The sequence below is a fragment of the Arthrobacter sp. AQ5-05 genome (assembly GCF_003287975.1).
Lineage (GTDB): Bacteria > Actinomycetota > Actinomycetes > Actinomycetales > Micrococcaceae > Paeniglutamicibacter.
Genome location: NZ_QMKQ01000001.1, coordinates 43,518 through 58,054, shown reverse-complemented (window position 1 = coordinate 58,054; position 14,537 = coordinate 43,518). Strand labels below are relative to the sequence as shown.

The following is a 14,537-nucleotide window of genomic DNA, read 5'->3' as shown; positions in this document are numbered from 1 at the left end:
CCGCATCCGTCCTACACCGCCATGGTCGAACGCTGGGACCCCGAGCGCCGGGAACAAGCACGCCAGGAGAAGGAATCACGCCCATGATCGATAATCGCCCCATCCCACGCCTAGGAGAAACCATGCCAGTAACCCGTGAAGCCAGGTACCTTTCCGGCGTAGACCTCGGAAAGCAAGTGCACATCGCCGACCAGAACACCGGAGGCACATGGCATGAGGGAATCCTGGTGTCAGTCAAGCACTACGACGAATCCGTCGATCTACTGATTCGCGAGAGCGAGACAGGGCCGTTGGATGCCGTACTGCTATCGCCCACCGACGCCGTCACCATCACCGGGAAGGCATCATGAGCACGCTCGCCGCACTTGTCGCCGGGGCACTCATCGGTGCCGTCATCGTCATCCTGCTCGTCGTCGGCGCAGCACACCGGAAGAGCGAACAGCAGCTCATGGATCACTACATCGAGATTGAAGAGAAGAAAGCCCAGTCCAGAGCCTTCGAGAAGCGCATCAAGGCGATGCCATGGCATGGAACCGACCTCAACTCCGGCGTAGACATCAGCTGCACCGTCACCGCTGAAGATGTGCCCAGGTGGCAGGTCGGAGACGAGTTCGTAGCAATCCCCGCGCCGGGCGGATATCTGTACGTCAGCAAGGCCTATGCAGACCGCATGGGCATCCAAGGCCAGTCCGGGAAGGTAGTGGACGGATGAAGCCAGCACGCATAACTGACGACGGCACCGTGGCCGCGGCTGTCGCACGCTGGAAGGGTGACCCCAAGTACGCGCCCGGCCAAGCCATCAACGGGAAGATCCGCTGCGGGGCCAAGAAGAAAGACTTGAACCCCTGCCACGCTCCGCCCATCGAAGGCGGCACCCGGTGTGGCAACCACGGCGGAGCAGCCAAACACGTGAAGGCGAAGGCCCAAGAGCGCGTCATCGAAGCCAATGCCCGCGGCATCCTCGGGAGGATATCGCCGGATGCTCCAAGGGAGAACCCAGTAGAGACCCTACTGAACCTCATCCGGTCCAAGAACGCCGAGGTGCAATGGCTGCGCGGGAAGGTCCAGGCCCTGCAAGACGACGATCTGGTGTGGGGCAAGACCGAGCACCGCGAAGGAATGGCGCAGGAGGGACCCGTGGACGTGACGGTCTACAAAGCAGAGGTAAGCGTCTGGTACCGCCTGTTGCGCGAGGCTGAGAATCAGCTCGCAAGCTGGATCACGTCCGCGTTGCGTAGTGGTGTGGAGGAACGCAAGGTTCGCATTGCCGAGTCGCAAGGTAGCGCGGTGGCCGGCGTGATCCGCAAGGTATTGGACGGGCTGAATCTGACACCCGATCAGGTGTCCCTCATTCCCGTCCTGGTACCCAACGCATTGCGCGAACTGACCGGCGAAATGGCATGAAAAACCCCGGAATGACAAGGAACTTTGGTAGAATTGAGACAGCCCCGAAGAGTGCTTGCAACACTCGCCGGGGCCTGACCCACTCACTTGTTCTAGCAAGGAAGGGGCTACCGACAATGGTACCCAAAACCTGTTCAGTCGATGAATGCCACGGCCAGCACCTCGCAAAAGGCCTATGCGGAAAGCACTACCAGCGCATGAAGGCCAAAGGGACAGTGCACCTCAAGACCTGGCAGCAGCGATTCTGGGAAATGGTAGACGTCCGCGGCCCAGCGGACTGCTGGAACTGGAAATCTCCCTCCCGCAACGGCAACTACGGCACTTTCGGGCACTACCGCAACGGCAAGAGGGCAATGATCGGCGTGCATCGCGTCTCATGGGAAATCCACAATGCGCCCATCCCCGTCGGCATGGAGATTGACCACCGATGCCACAACACGCTTTGCGTGAATCCCTCCCACCTGCGCATGGCGACCGGCAAGCAGAACTCCGAGAATCAGCGGGGGCTGAGGGGAAACAATACATCGGGAGTCCGAGGCGTGAGATGGGAAGCGCGCCGAAATAGTTGGCGCGCTCAGATAACGCACAACAGGCGGGTTGTCTATGTCGGGAACTACGCCGATATTCGCGAAGCCGAGAAGGCCGTCATCGCTAAGCGCAACGAACTCTTCACCCACAACGACATCGACAGGATGGCAGCATGAGCCGTGTTGAAATGAAGACCGTGACCACCGTCCGCCACGAGTACCGGATAGAAATGCCCGCATACCGCAAGGACATTTACGAAGCTCTGCAATGGGCGGACCGCGACATGAAGGAAGTGGGAGTGGATAACACTTTTGACGACGCGTCAATCGTCACCGCGAACGACGACCACATCATCGTCTACTGGGAGGAAAAGAAGTGACCCCCTGTTCTCACTGTGAGGCCGAGCTGCCGGAGGGTCTCACGCTATGCAATCAGGGGGCCGATGACTTACGCCGGATCCTGTCCCGGGTCCGCGACACCCTGAACACAGCAGGGGGCACCCTCACGAACACTGCTGTAGCCCCGGCGCCCATCGGTGGCGGTGGAGGCGGCCAAGAGGCCCCTGGCTTGCCGTACTCGGTGGACATGAGCGGGCACGTGCGGGAATACCAAGAGACCATCCGGTACTGGGCGAAGATGATCGGCGAAGCGCAGGGCAAGCCGGCCCCGGTGGACACGATCACCGCGGCCATGTTCCTCCGCGCTCACCTCGGCCTCATCCGTGGGAACGAGCACGCCAACACCATCTTGCAGGAACTCCGAGCCGCGGAACGCAGTGTCATCAACGCTGCCGACCGCCAAGCGCCCAAACTGCTGCTGGGAGAGTGCGGCACCCTCCAATGGGTAGACGACCGGATCGAACCATGTGCCGGCCAGATCATCGGCCGCGAAGGCGACGACCACGCTCGATGCGACACCTGCCGCACACCCCACAGTGCCCGCGACCGCATCGAGCAGAAGATCAGCCGCGCCTGGAACATCATCGCCCCACTCCCCCAAGTCATCCGAGCACTCAAAGCCTACGGAATCCACATCCGATACGACACCGCCAAATCATGGGTACGCCGCGGCAAACTAGCCCCAGTCTGCGACCTCCACACCCGAACCGAGGGAGTATCCCCCGCCGCCGTACTCGAAGCCATGCCCAAAACACCTGCCCTCACGCGGTAACATACCTATTGTCAGTTGCCAAAACTACGTAAGTGCACCTAAGATGAAATCAAGGTCGAACTCCTATAACTAAGAGTTCACCCAAGAGGCCGCCAGCCACCCCCAAGTACTGGCGACCTTCCCCACGTGGGGGTTGGTGTCTGCTGCACAGACTCCGGCCGGAGAGCGAACCCCGCCCATCCAAGCGAGGCAAGACGCCATGACCCGGTAAAGGGCCAACCCCCACCCACGGAATTCCTCGGATCGAACAACCATTCGCGAACACCCGAGGGAAACGCACTGCCCGGATCTTCTGATGCACCGCCAGGCAGCGCACCGCAGTAAAAACTGAATAGCCCCGCGCAGGAACATGAGCCGGCACGGGGCATCAACGGCTGATAGTTCAATCTGGTGAGCCCCACATATTCGCAAGCGCTGCTGCAGCGGGACAGCTTGGAAATTACTGGACGGGTTCAGAACACCACCCACCGGGGTGGAGATACGGGTTCAAATCCCGCAAGCCGACAAAGCCCACGCATCAAGTTGACCGGTACATGACTCCTACATAAACCCAATGCGTGGGCTCAAACTTGGCGCAGTGCCTTCCACCTGCGCCGAACCCTTTGCGGCAAGATCCTGCCGATCCCTCCGGTTGCGAGCCCCCAGGGCGTTCGATCCGGACGAATCGGCAAAAACCTGCCGTTCAAGAATTGACGGCGGCGACAAGCCGACACAACACAAAGCGCCGGGCTATGCCACGCGCACACCGCGGACCCCGCCGCCGTCAAAATCAATCAGCGTGGAACCGGCATGTCCGCACGAGAGAAATAGGCCGTCCCGTCGACAACAGTCCGCCATTCGACATGAATCACAGGAGGGTCCTGTGCCACTCCCATCGCTCTGACAAGCTTGAATTGCAACCTGTCGCCGGGATTCATTTCCGAAAGCGAGTGGGACCAGTCCCTCCTGCCGTTGATCACCGCATGGCCGCTCAATGTCACATCGATGTCGTGGGCCGCACTGCCCCCGTCGTGCTGCAGAGCGTATAAATCTCTGCTGACGTGGACAACGCTCCAAAATCTCGTGTTTGCATCCATGGGCACACCCTAGCCTGAGGGGGCACGACTTGGTAGTGGACTGGGCGGAATACGCAGCCCGCATGTTTGAGGTCGCCGAGCACGACTGGGAAACCCCTGGCCAGCTCGCCAAGGCTATCGAGCCGACGACCCTGCAGACCCCGGCCCTTGACCTCATAGACGAGTACCTGGTCAAGGTAGAGGCCGGTGAGATTGACCGGCTGATCATCAACCTGCCCCCGCAGGAAGGAAAGAGCACCCGGGTAACGACCATCGGCCCGCTCTGGTTCCTCACCCGAAACCCTGACCGCCGCATCGCCATCGTCTCCTACGCCCAAGACCTCGCCGACGAATTCGGCCGGAACATCCGCAACCACATCGCCAACAATGACGGCGACGACGGCAGCCTGGATCTTGGCCTGCAGGTGGCACGCGACAACGGTGCCGCCCGACGGTGGAAGCTCGAAGGCAACAAGGGCGGTGTCCGCTCTGTCGGCATCCGCGGTGGCCTCACCGGCCGTGCCGTAGACGCCCTCTTCATCGATGACCCCATCAGCAACCTTGAGCAAGCGAACTCCAAAACCTACCGCGAACAAGCCTGGGGGTTCTGGCAGTCCGTCGGTATCACCCGTCTTGCTCCCGGCGCTCCCGTCATCCTCGTACTCACCCGCTGGCACGCCGACGACCTGGCCGGCCGCCTGCTGGCCGGGGAAGACGCGCACCGGTGGACGGTCCTGAACATCCCTGCCGAAGCCGTCGAAGACGACCCGCTCAACCGGCAGCCCGGGGAATGGCTCGAATCAGCCCGGCAACGCACACCCGCACAGTGGGAGCAGATCAAAGTCTCCGTCGGCCCGAAGGTCTGGCAGTCCCTCTACCAAGGGAATCCGACCCTCGACGAAGGCGGCGTCCTCCCCACCGAATGGACCCACTACGACCAACCCCTCTGGCTCGTCGACCATTCTGGCGTCCACACGGTACCTGGCATTGGCCGCGATGACCACGAGCTCGTGCAGTCGTGGGACTTCGCATTCAAGGGCGAGAACACGAGCGACTACGTCGTCGGGCAAGTGTGGCTGCGCGTGGGGAACACAGCCTACCTTTTGGATCAGGTGCGGCGCCGGATGAACTTCAACGAATCATGCGAAGCGTTGATCGCCATGTCCGCGAAGTGGCCGCAAGCGATCGCGAAATTCTGCGAGGACAAGGCCAATGGTCCTGCAATCATGAATGCCCTGCAAGGCAAGGTTGTCGGGCTCGTGCCCATTGAGCCCGAAGGCAGCAAGTACGCCCGCATCAGCGCGGTGTCCCCCTTGGCATGGGCTGGCAACGTGCAGCTACCCTCCACCCGCCTGTGTCCGTGGGTGGAAACGTTCCTGCAAGAAGCGTTGTCCTTCCCATCCGGCGCGAACGACGACCAGCTCGACGCATTCAGCCAGGCGATCAACCGGCTGTTGCTCATGCCGCTGCTCGCCGCCGGGGACACGATCGTGCAGCCGACGGAGTACGACCTGATCGACGAACAAGGGTGGAGCCTTTCCCCCTACTAACGCTTTGGAGGCCCTTGTGGGATTACTTGAACGCATGGGCCTCCGCGAGGCCGCGGTGCCGGAAGGCAAGGAACTGGTCGTTGCGGGCACGGTGGAGACGCTGGGGCATCGCCTCGAGGAACTGACGGAATCGTATTCCGCGCTGATCATGGCGCGGGAAGACGTCGGGTGGCAGAAAATCACCCAGGACGCGGCCCAGGAGTTCTCCCGCCAAGGCTTGAAGACGTCCGCGGAACTCTCCCGGGTGTTTGTTATCGCGAACCCTTTGCTCAAGCGCGGCAACGCCCTGCGCGTCGCCTACGTGCACGGGCAGGGTGTCGGGACGACAGCGACCGGAGACGGCGCCGAAGGATCTCAGGACGTCAACGGGCTGATCCAAGAGTGGCTGGACGATCCCGAGGTCCGCGAGGTTTTCGCCGGCGCTCAAGCGCAGGAACGGAACGAAACGTCACTGACCACCGACGGCAACGTATTCTTCTCCCTCTTCACCAATCCGCTCACGGGCCGTGTGAATCCTCGCCTGATCGACTTTGACGAGGTAGAGGACAAGGTCACGAAGCCGGGCGACAAGACCACCACCTGGTACTACCTGCGGGCGTGGGTGGAAGTTGACGGCAGCGGCCGCGAAGTGCAGCGGAAGGCGTACTACCCGGACATCACGTACCGGCCTTTGGCGCGCCCCAAGTTCATCCAGCACGCTGGATCAACGGAACGCATCGAGGTCATGTGGGATGCCCCGATCTTCCACGTCAAGGTGAACGCCTTGAACGGGTGGAAGTTCGGCATCGGTGACGCTTACGCCGCCCTGCCGTGGGCGAGGGGTTTCAAGGAATTCCTTGAGGACTGGGCCCTGCACATGAAGTCCGTATCGCGGATCGCATGGCAGAGTGTGAGCGGCAAGAAGTCCGACGCCCAGGCGAAGCGGCAGCAGCTCGCCGCTCTGGGCAACATGCCTGCCGGGTCCATCGTGAACAGCACCGCGGACAGCAAACTTGAAGCCATGCCGAAGTCCGGTGTGACGATCAATTCGGAATCCGCGAAGCCGCTGGCCGCGATGGTCGCCTCCGCGCTGGGCTTGCCGGTGACGATGCTGCTGTCCGACCCAGGATCTACTGGGGCGCGGGCGGTTGCTGAGACCCTGGACCGGCCTACACGGCTCGAAATGCAGTCCCGGCAGGAAGTGTGGCGGGAAGCGCGCCGGCAGATCCTCGGCTACGTCATCGACCAAGCCGTCCTCGCGCCCCGTGGCCCGCTCAAGGGCAGCTTGGAGCGCGACGGGGACCGGATCCGCGTCAAGCTTCCACGGCCGCAGGACCGCACACTGACGATCACGTACCCGGACCTTGAAGAGATCCCGCTCGACGTCATCATGGACGCCCTCACCGCGGCTAACGGGCATGTCCCGCCGCTGCTCATCGCCGAACTGATAATGCGGGCCCTCAAGGTCCGCGACGTCGACGAATGGCTCGAGGAAATGAAGGACGACGACGGCAACTTCATCGACCCGACCGTGACCGCGGGCCAAGCTGCCGCGGACGCATTCCGGCGCGGCGAAGACCCGGCAAGCGTGCTGCAGTAGGAAAAGAGGTGCTTGGTGGCGATCACGGATGAAACCCTGCTGATCGCCGCCGACACCAAACGCCGCCTGCGCGCCATGTCCGACGAACAGATCGTCGTGATCACCCGCGCATGGGTAGACGCCTGGGACTCCCTCGGGCCGGAGTTCCACGAAGCCCTGCTCGAGGTCATCGGTGACGGCAAGACCCGCGTCCCCTACGCCAAGGTCGCCAAGGCGAAGCGTCTCAAGGATGCATTACGGCAGGCTCGAACCACACTGGACGAACTCGCCGCACAGACACGTGTCACCGTCACCAACGACCTGGCATCCGCTGTGCTTGATGCCGCGGACACGCACCTTGCTGTGGCCCGGTCGCAAATGCCGCCGGCCGCTGCCGGCGTGGCCGTCAACTTCGATGCGGTGTCCAAGACCGCACTGGACGGCATCGTGCTGCGCTCCACAGAGCAGATCCACGCCTCATCCCTGCCGATCCCCGCGGACGTTGAGCGAATGATGAAGCGGGAGTTGGTAAGGGCCATCGCCGTGGGCGACAACCCGCGCACCACGGCCCGCCGCATCCTCCGCGGCGCCGAGGGCGAGTTCAATGGTGGGCTCACCCGGGCGGCCACCATCGCCAGGACGGAATTGCTCGACGCGCACAGGCAAGGCGCTCTGACCGCCGCGCAGCAGAACAAGGACTTACTCACCGGATGGGTCTGGTCCGCGTCCCTGGACGCCCGCACGTGCCCATCCTGCCTATCGAACCACGGCAGCTTCCACCCCGTGGACGAGTTCGGACCCATCGACCACCACCAAGGCCGCTGCGCACGCGTGGACAAGACCTTGTCGTGGAAAGAGCTCGGCTTTGACGGCATCGAGGAACCCGAGGACGCCACGCCAGACGCTCGCGCCTGGTTCGACAACCTCACCGACGACTCCCAAGACCAGATCATGGGCAAGGCGAAAGCTCAGATGCTCCGAGACGGGGAAATTGGATGGGATGACCTCACCCGGCGGGTTGAAACCCCCGGGTGGCGGGACTCCATGACGAACGTCCCCGTGAAAGACCTACGTCCCGTCGGACAGTGACGGCTCGTACTGGATCGCCCCGCACCACTTGCATTCCACGGACATGGACGCGCCAGTACCGCGCAGGTAGATGCCGTGGACCTTCCACTCGTGCTCCGGGCACTCCCCAGGCACGCCCGCGTTGTCGTTCGCGTCATCAATAGCCATACCCCACATCATAGGAGGTCGCGATGTCGACTCTGATCAAAGAAGCAGCCACCGCGACCCGCACCGGCCCCGGCCGCATCCTGCTCACGCTCATCACCCCAGGCGAAGGGGCCAGCGGCACCTACTCCCCCGAGGTCCTCGCCGAGGCCGCAGCCGACAAGGTGTTCCCCCGCGGCACCCAGTCCCACATCAACCACGACACTCCCCTCGAACGCATGGAACGCCCCGAAGGCAACCTGCGCAACCTCGTCGGGGTCCTGCTCGAGGACGCCTACGTCGACGACGAGGGGGCACTCGTCGCCGAGGCGCTGATCAGTTCCGCCTGGCGCGACTTCATCGAAGAGTTCAAGGAATTCATTGGGTCGTCCATTGTGGCCAGCGCCGAAATCACTGAGTCCAAATCGGGCCGCATCGTCGAGAAGCTTCATCCCTCGCCGTTCAACCGTGTTGACCTGGTGACGGTTGCCGGGCGGGGCGGGAAGATCAGCGAAGTGCTCGAGGCTGCCCGGGTCGTGGCGGCGCGGTCCATCGTGTCCGAGGCGACCTCCAACGACACCCGCGAATGGCTGCAGGCCGCCGTGCGAGCAGACAAAGACCGGTGGGCCTGGGTCCGCGACTTCGACGACACCAACGTCTGGTTCGAGGCCGACGGCGACGATGACACCATGCGCACCTACGAGCAGGGCTACACGCTCTCCGGTAACACCGCTGCGCTGACCGGTGAGCCCATCGAGGTCCGCATCGAAACCAAGTACGTCCCCATCACCGCCGCACCCGCGGCGGAATCCAAGACCACCCCGCCGGTCCCGGCTGGGGAAACCAAAAATCAGGAGGAAGCCACCATGGCAACCATTGATGACAAGGAACTCGCGGACCTCCGCGAGGCCGCCAGCCGGGCCACCACGGCCGAAGCTGAACTGGCCACCGAACGCGCAGCCCGCGCCGAGGAAGCCAAGACCGCCCGCAAGACCAACGCCGAAAGCATCGTCAAGGAAGCATTCGGTGCTGACGCCCCGGCATTCTTCCTCACGTCCGCGGCCCTGCTCGCTGAGTCGGCTGAGTTTGACCCGGAGAAGCTGCGCACCGACGCGACCGAAGCCGCGGCCAAGATCGCAGTCGACCAGGGCGCCGGCACCCCCCGCGGCCTCGGCGAAACCGCGAAGGTCACCGAATCCGGTAAGACCATCACCAGCGAGAGCATCGTCTCCGCACTTCACGGGAAGGCTGCCTAACCATGGCCACGAACCAGCGCTACACCAACGCCCTGCACATCAGCGTCACCGCACCCTACGACGTGGCATCCGGTGCCCCGGTCCGCGTCGGCAGCATCTGCGGCGTCGCACAGATCGCCGCCAAATCCGGTGAGAAGGTCACCATCTGGCTCGACGCATCGTGGGACCTCACCGTCACCGGTGCCCTGGCCACCGAAGGCCTGCCCGTGTACATCACCGACGCAGGGGTGCTGAACACCACCGCCGCCGGCAACTACCTGTTCGGCATCGCGCTGGGCACCAAGACCGCCGCTGCGGGCCCCGTAGAAGTAGCCCCCATCGGCTACACCACTCAGACCGCCGTCGGCGCGTAAGGAGACCACCACCATGGCAACAACTCTCGCAACTGAAGGTTTCCGCGCTGCACCCACCCTGGACGAGCGCGTCTACGAAGCCGCACTACTGTTCGGCGAAGGTCGCAACCCGGCCAACTTCGCCCGCCAGACCGTCCTCATGGAAGCGCTCACCACCAGCGACTTCCCGAAGCTGCTCGGCGCCGCTTTCGAGAAGGAGGCCATGACTGCCCAGAAGGACGCAGTCAAGGAATACGAGCTCTTCGCCCTCCCGAAGAACCTCTCCGACTTCCGCCCCAAGAAGCTCGTCGACCTGTTCGGCAACGAGTACTTCGAGGACGTGAAGGAAGGCGAAGAGTACAAGGGCGGCAAGCTGGCCGAAACCGATGTTGAGATCAAGACCGGCAAGACCGGCAAGTTCTTCAACCTCACCTGGGAGCTGCAGCTGTCCCGCGACTTCTCCGACCTTGCCGACTTCCCGAAGGTCCTCGGCAACGCCGCGGTCAACACGGAGAACAAGAAGGTCTACGAGGTGCTCGTCGGCAAGTCCGGCCTGAACACCAGCTTCTTCGGCTCGGTCGACACCAAGCCGCTGACCTCCGAAAACCTGATCGCAGCCATCGAAGGCCTGTCGGTCAAGGAGAACCACCGCAAGGAACTGGTGGACATCAGCACCATCGTTCTGGTCGTGGGTCCCGGCCTGGCCATCCGCGCTCGTCAGATCCTGAACGCGGAGAAGATCGTGCGCAAGGTCGACGACGGCGCCGGCAACATCACGGAGACCGAAGAGTCGAATCCGTTCCGCGGCCAGATCGAGCTGCAGGTGTCCCGCGAGTTCGTGAATCAGAACGGTGCCGCGACGAAGAACACCAGCTGGGCCCTGCTCCCGGGTAAGAGCACGTCGAACCCGGCCGTCGTGAAGACCGGCCTGATCGGCCACGAGAACGTGGACATCCGCGTGAAGCGTGACCAGGGCGAACGCGTCGGCGGAGGCGCTGTCGCTGTCACCGAGGGCTCGATCCAGGACGACACGATCCAGTTCCGTGGCCGCCACGTCACCGGCGCGGCCAAGGGCTTCACCGAGGCAGTGTACGGCTCCAAGGGCGCCTAGCCCAACCCCGGCGCGCCTGTCCAACTCTTAACTCTCGGTTAATGGTTGGCCGGGCGCGCCACCCCCAAACTTCATAGGAGGTCCGCATGGACTACACCACGCCCGTAGGCCAGACGCGCCTCCTGATCGCCGACCTAGGCGATCCACCGCTCATGTCCGATCCCGTACTCGAGGGCTACCTCAGCCTCCACGACTACGACGGCACCCCGGAAAGCATCACCCGCCCCGGCATCTGGCGGGCCGCCGCCGACGCCTTGGATGCGATCGCGACCAGCGAAGTGCTCACGTCGAAGAAGATCCGCACACAGGACCTTTCCACCGACGGGCCGGCAGTCGCCGCGGAGCTGCGCAAGCAAGCCGCAACCCTCCGCGGCAAGGCCGACCAGGCCGATGCCGAAGCGGACAGCTTCTTCGAAATCATCCCTTTCTGCGGATCCCGTAGCGCCGAGGCCGAGGAATGGCGGCTATGAGCCCCCTCCCCAACGCCATGGTCTTCCCATCGAACTGGGCCGAGCATCACCGCCCCGTCGCCGTGCAAACGATGACGGCCGCGTGCACGATCCGGCGCATTCAGGAGGGCCCGGCCCCGTACCCGCTGCCCGACGGCTGGTCGAATGAGGTCATCGTGTGGACGGGCATGTGCCGCCTGCAGGAACTCAAACGCGAAAACAGCGTAATCCCTGGCGACCAGCCGACCGAGCTCCGCCAATACCTACTGGCCCTGCCTTTCGAGAACCGTGAAGGCGTCCCACTCCCCCAGCTCTACACCGGGGAACGCGGCGACATCGTGGCCACCACCGGCCGCACGTTCAACCTCAAACAATCCATGGCCGGATCCCTGCTCTGGGAAAACGACTTCATCGCCTGGGAAAACCAAACCCAGCAACAGCCCTAGCCGACCGGCGGGGCTTTTCTTCTGCCCCGGAGGTCGTCATGGAATTTGATGCATCCCAGATGTTCCAGCTGGCCGCGGACCTGCAAAAGGTTCCGTCCAAGGCGATCCCGCTCGCATCAAAGGTGGTCCGCAAGACCGCCAAGGACATCGAGGGCACCGCCAAGGTGTTGGCGCCGGTGGATACCGGCAACTTGAAGAGCAGCATAGGCACCCAGGACGTGGGCCCGCTCGAGGCTGAGGTCAGGGCCACCGCAAACTATGCGGTCTACCTCGAGGTGGGGACCAGCCGCATGGCCGCGCAACCGTTCATGGGCCCGGCTGCGGACAAGCACACGCCCGCGTTCTCTGACGCGATGGCTCAAATCATTGGTGGTGCGCTCTAGTGGTTGACCCAAACGTTCTCGCGGATCTTTTGCTGGCCAAGCTGCGGTCCCTGCCGGACATCGGCGCCCGCGTTTATGACGGCATCGTCCCGACGAAGGTTCCAACGGATGCAGGCGGCATCTACATCCGCCCCTACATTGCGTTCTTCGCGGGGCTGGGCGCTGATCTGCCAGCCGAACGCGACCTAACCGGGCTGGTGGACCTCACGGTCGCTGATTGGTCCCCACAGACAACGGTGGTCGGCCCCGACGCACGCACGTGTCGCCTCGCTGCCCAGCAAGTCACCGCAGCGCTCACCAACCTGCGCATCGGTGGCGGCTACCTCATGCCCGACCCTGATGCATTCCGGGTCGCTCGACCCCTCACCGACACCCAGGTCACTCCGGCCCGGGCTTACCTGCCGCTCCCGTGGCGGCTCATCACCAATTAGGAGGCCCACCGTGGCAACCCAGAAACAGGTCACCGAGCCCGCCAAGCCGGTGGACCCTGTGACCGAACCCGCCAAGCCCGACCGCGTCTACGACCCGCGCAAGAAGGTCCGCGTCATGGACGCCAAGACCAAGCAGGTCGTCCGCCGCACCGTCCCCGAGACGTGGCTCGACGGCCGCTTTCCCAACCTCGTAGAAACCCCTTCCCAGAAAGCAGGTAACTGATCATGGTAGCCCTTGGCCCCAAGATGCTGAACACCGCGAACCGCCGCCTTGATTGGGTGCCGACCATCGCAGACCTCAAGAACCCGAAGGCCTCCGAACTGAACGCGGGCGTCAACCTGACCTGCCGCGTCACCGTCGCGAACTACCAGTTCGGTGTCACTGGCACCAACATCGTCACCGACCCGTCCCCATGCGACCGCATCGAGGCCGGCGTCCCGGGCATGGACACCTTCGAAGCGAAGTTCGACATGTTCCGATTCAAGGACACCATCGACGACCTCGCTTGGACGACCTTCACCGAGAAGGGCATCCCCGGCCACCTCGTGGAGCGCATCGGCCAGGTGCTGGAAGGCGAGAACCCTGAGGACATGCCGTACAAGGCGGGCGACGAGGTCGCCATTATGCAGGGCCTGACCTTGTCGCCGGTGCCGATGTCGCCGTCCACTGCGGGCTACGAGAAGTTCACGCAGGGCTTTGCGCCGGGCGCTTTCGAGCCCCGCGCCAAGGTGTCCGCAGGCGTCTAGCCTGCCCACCCCAAGACCCCGTGGCGGGGCGTACGTCAGACTCCGCCCCGCCACGGCACCACCACCACCGAGTCTGACGACCCCCAAAGCAATGGAGTCTGACCATGACTGAAAACCAGAACACCCCCACCAGCGAACTCGACTTCGACGCATGGCTGGCCGGCGGCGAACGCACCACCCACCACGTCACCCTCTTCGCCCGCCTCGACCTCATGGCCGAAATCGAACAGCTCGAAAAGCAGCGGATCCCCTACAAGGCGCCGGACGAAGCAGACGCATCCCTGGGCGGCGACACAGACCCGAACACGGAACTCGACGCAAAGATCGCAGAGTTCGAAGCACAGATCTACGCGTCCAAGCGTGAGTTCCGGGTCTCCGCCATCACCTACAACGAAGAGCAGGAAATCCTGGACCAGATCCGCAAGGACCTCGCCCCGGAGATTGAGGCAGCCGCAGCCGAAGGGCGCCGCGAAGCGAAGATCACCGCGAAGCTCATGGACATCACCGCGCCCGCCGACATCAACCAGTTGGCGCGAACCGGTGCCAACGAGAAAACCAATGCGGTCATCTCCCGAGAACTACGCGTCCGGAAGATCGCGATGGCCGCGAAGACCCGCATCAGCGGTGAGTGGGCATCGATCAACCGGGATCAGGTGGAGCGCATGCTCACCGTCCTTGGTGATGCTCAGATGGGTCTCATTGCTGACGCCGTAATCGCATCCTCCGATGATGTGCCGTTGGTGACCGTCCCAAAATCGTAGAGGCCCTTGCTCGTCCGCGCTGGCGTCACCTGCTGGATTTGGTGGAGACAGCGCGGGCGTGCGTCATTCCCGTGACCGTGCTTTTGGGCGTGCGGGAGCAAGACGGGAAGTACAACGACCGTGACCGGATCATGCAGATCGCGT

General features: G+C 63.4%; 21 protein-coding genes. 19 read left to right on the top strand and 2 right to left on the bottom strand.

The features are described from left to right. The first annotated feature begins 122 nt into the window (after nucleotides 1–122). The 6 genes from DQ353_RS00300 (at nucleotide 123) to DQ353_RS00275 (ending at nucleotide 3,102) form a co-directional block, all read left to right on the top strand. The gene (locus tag DQ353_RS00300) at nucleotides 123–350 is read left to right on the top strand and encodes a hypothetical protein (RefSeq protein ID WP_146755163.1); all 228 of its coding nucleotides are present in this window, start codon (nucleotides 123–125) and stop codon (nucleotides 348–350) included. Continuing rightward, entirely contained in the window at nucleotides 347–712 is a 366-nt protein-coding gene (locus DQ353_RS00295; RefSeq protein WP_113760816.1) for a hypothetical protein, read from the top strand. Before DQ353_RS00300 ends, DQ353_RS00295 begins: the two co-directional genes overlap by 4 nt. After that, nucleotides 709–1,404, top strand: coding sequence for a hypothetical protein (locus tag DQ353_RS00290; RefSeq protein WP_113760815.1), 696 nt, complete (start codon nucleotides 709–711; stop codon nucleotides 1,402–1,404). The genes DQ353_RS00295 and DQ353_RS00290 overlap by 4 nt, the downstream gene beginning before the upstream one ends. A gap of 116 nt (nucleotides 1,405–1,520) precedes the next feature. Beyond that, the gene (locus tag DQ353_RS00285) at nucleotides 1,521–2,108 is read left to right on the top strand and encodes an HNH endonuclease signature motif containing protein (RefSeq protein WP_181578171.1); all 588 of its coding nucleotides are present in this window, start codon (nucleotides 1,521–1,523) and stop codon (nucleotides 2,106–2,108) included. Continuing rightward, complete coding sequence (locus DQ353_RS00280; RefSeq protein WP_113760813.1) at nucleotides 2,105–2,311, top strand: hypothetical protein; 207 nt, start codon at nucleotides 2,105–2,107, stop codon at nucleotides 2,309–2,311. Before DQ353_RS00285 ends, DQ353_RS00280 begins: the two co-directional genes overlap by 4 nt. 206 nt (nucleotides 2,312–2,517) lie before the next feature. Next, entirely contained in the window at nucleotides 2,518–3,102 is a 585-nt protein-coding gene (locus DQ353_RS00275) for a hypothetical protein (RefSeq protein WP_146755162.1), read from the top strand. 773 nt (nucleotides 3,103–3,875) lie between these two features. Here DQ353_RS00275 and DQ353_RS00270 read toward each other — a convergent pair. Further along, nucleotides 3,876–4,178, bottom strand: a complete 303-nt coding sequence (locus DQ353_RS00270) for a hypothetical protein (protein ID WP_113760811.1) — start codon at nucleotides 4,176–4,178, stop codon at nucleotides 3,876–3,878. A 62-nt stretch (nucleotides 4,179–4,240) separates the two neighbouring features. Here DQ353_RS00270 and terL point away from each other — a divergent pair, with 62 nt between their 5' ends. The 3 genes from terL to DQ353_RS00255 are packed head-to-tail and all read left to right on the top strand — an operon-like array spanning nucleotide 4,241 to nucleotide 8,354. Next, nucleotides 4,241–5,707, top strand: a complete 1,467-nt coding sequence (terL, locus tag DQ353_RS00265; RefSeq protein WP_113760810.1) for a phage terminase large subunit — start codon at nucleotides 4,241–4,243, stop codon at nucleotides 5,705–5,707. Between the two features lie 16 nt (nucleotides 5,708–5,723). Next, the gene (locus DQ353_RS00260; RefSeq protein WP_146755161.1) at nucleotides 5,724–7,286 is read left to right on the top strand and encodes a hypothetical protein; all 1,563 of its coding nucleotides are present in this window, start codon (nucleotides 5,724–5,726) and stop codon (nucleotides 7,284–7,286) included. 15 nt (nucleotides 7,287–7,301) lie between these two features. Continuing rightward, complete coding sequence (locus DQ353_RS00255; RefSeq protein WP_113761212.1) at nucleotides 7,302–8,354, top strand: phage minor head protein; 1,053 nt, start codon at nucleotides 7,302–7,304, stop codon at nucleotides 8,352–8,354. On the opposite strand, the gene DQ353_RS00250 is transcribed toward DQ353_RS00255, so the two are convergent. Beyond that, on the bottom strand, nucleotides 8,334–8,501 hold the full coding sequence (locus DQ353_RS00250; protein WP_146755160.1) for a 3-oxoacyl-ACP reductase: 168 nt from the start codon (nucleotides 8,499–8,501) through the stop codon (nucleotides 8,334–8,336). The two genes, DQ353_RS00255 and DQ353_RS00250, sit on opposite strands and share 21 nt — an antisense overlap. A 23-nt stretch (nucleotides 8,502–8,524) precedes the next feature. Between DQ353_RS00250 and DQ353_RS00245 the strand changes: the two genes are divergently transcribed. The 10 genes from DQ353_RS00245 (at nucleotide 8,525) to DQ353_RS00200 (ending at nucleotide 14,393) form a co-directional block, all read left to right on the top strand. After that, nucleotides 8,525–9,733: a hypothetical protein gene (locus tag DQ353_RS00245; protein WP_113760807.1), complete on the top strand. Its 1,209-nt coding sequence runs from the start codon at nucleotides 8,525–8,527 to the stop codon at nucleotides 9,731–9,733. Between the two features lie 2 nt (nucleotides 9,734–9,735). Next, the gene (locus DQ353_RS00240; protein ID WP_113760806.1) at nucleotides 9,736–10,086 is read left to right on the top strand and encodes a DUF2190 family protein; all 351 of its coding nucleotides are present in this window, start codon (nucleotides 9,736–9,738) and stop codon (nucleotides 10,084–10,086) included. Between the two features lie 13 nt (nucleotides 10,087–10,099). Then, entirely contained in the window at nucleotides 10,100–11,176 is a 1,077-nt protein-coding gene (locus DQ353_RS00235) for a phage major capsid protein (RefSeq protein WP_113760805.1), read from the top strand. Between the two features lie 86 nt (nucleotides 11,177–11,262). After that, on the top strand, nucleotides 11,263–11,646 hold the full coding sequence (locus DQ353_RS00230; protein ID WP_113760804.1) for a hypothetical protein: 384 nt from the start codon (nucleotides 11,263–11,265) through the stop codon (nucleotides 11,644–11,646). Next, nucleotides 11,643–12,071: a DUF6093 family protein gene (locus DQ353_RS00225; protein ID WP_113760803.1), complete on the top strand. Its 429-nt coding sequence runs from the start codon at nucleotides 11,643–11,645 to the stop codon at nucleotides 12,069–12,071. The genes DQ353_RS00230 and DQ353_RS00225 overlap by 4 nt, the downstream gene beginning before the upstream one ends. A gap of 38 nt (nucleotides 12,072–12,109) precedes the next feature. After that, nucleotides 12,110–12,454, top strand: coding sequence for an HK97-gp10 family putative phage morphogenesis protein (locus tag DQ353_RS00220; RefSeq protein WP_113760802.1), 345 nt, complete (start codon nucleotides 12,110–12,112; stop codon nucleotides 12,452–12,454). Next, the gene (locus DQ353_RS00215; protein WP_146755159.1) at nucleotides 12,454–12,885 is read left to right on the top strand and encodes a hypothetical protein; all 432 of its coding nucleotides are present in this window, start codon (nucleotides 12,454–12,456) and stop codon (nucleotides 12,883–12,885) included. Before DQ353_RS00220 ends, DQ353_RS00215 begins: the two co-directional genes overlap by 1 nt. A gap of 10 nt (nucleotides 12,886–12,895) precedes the next feature. After that, nucleotides 12,896–13,108, top strand: coding sequence for a hypothetical protein (locus tag DQ353_RS00210; RefSeq protein WP_113760800.1), 213 nt, complete (start codon nucleotides 12,896–12,898; stop codon nucleotides 13,106–13,108). A gap of 2 nt (nucleotides 13,109–13,110) precedes the next feature. Next, on the top strand, nucleotides 13,111–13,632 hold the full coding sequence (locus tag DQ353_RS00205) for a phage tail tube protein (RefSeq protein WP_113760799.1): 522 nt from the start codon (nucleotides 13,111–13,113) through the stop codon (nucleotides 13,630–13,632). 104 nt (nucleotides 13,633–13,736) lie between these two features. Further along, nucleotides 13,737–14,393 carry a hypothetical protein gene (locus tag DQ353_RS00200; protein ID WP_113760798.1) on the top strand — a complete coding sequence of 219 codons (657 nt, stop codon included), beginning with the start codon at nucleotides 13,737–13,739 and terminating at the stop codon, nucleotides 14,391–14,393. The last annotated feature ends 144 nt before the right edge of the window (nucleotides 14,394–14,537 follow it).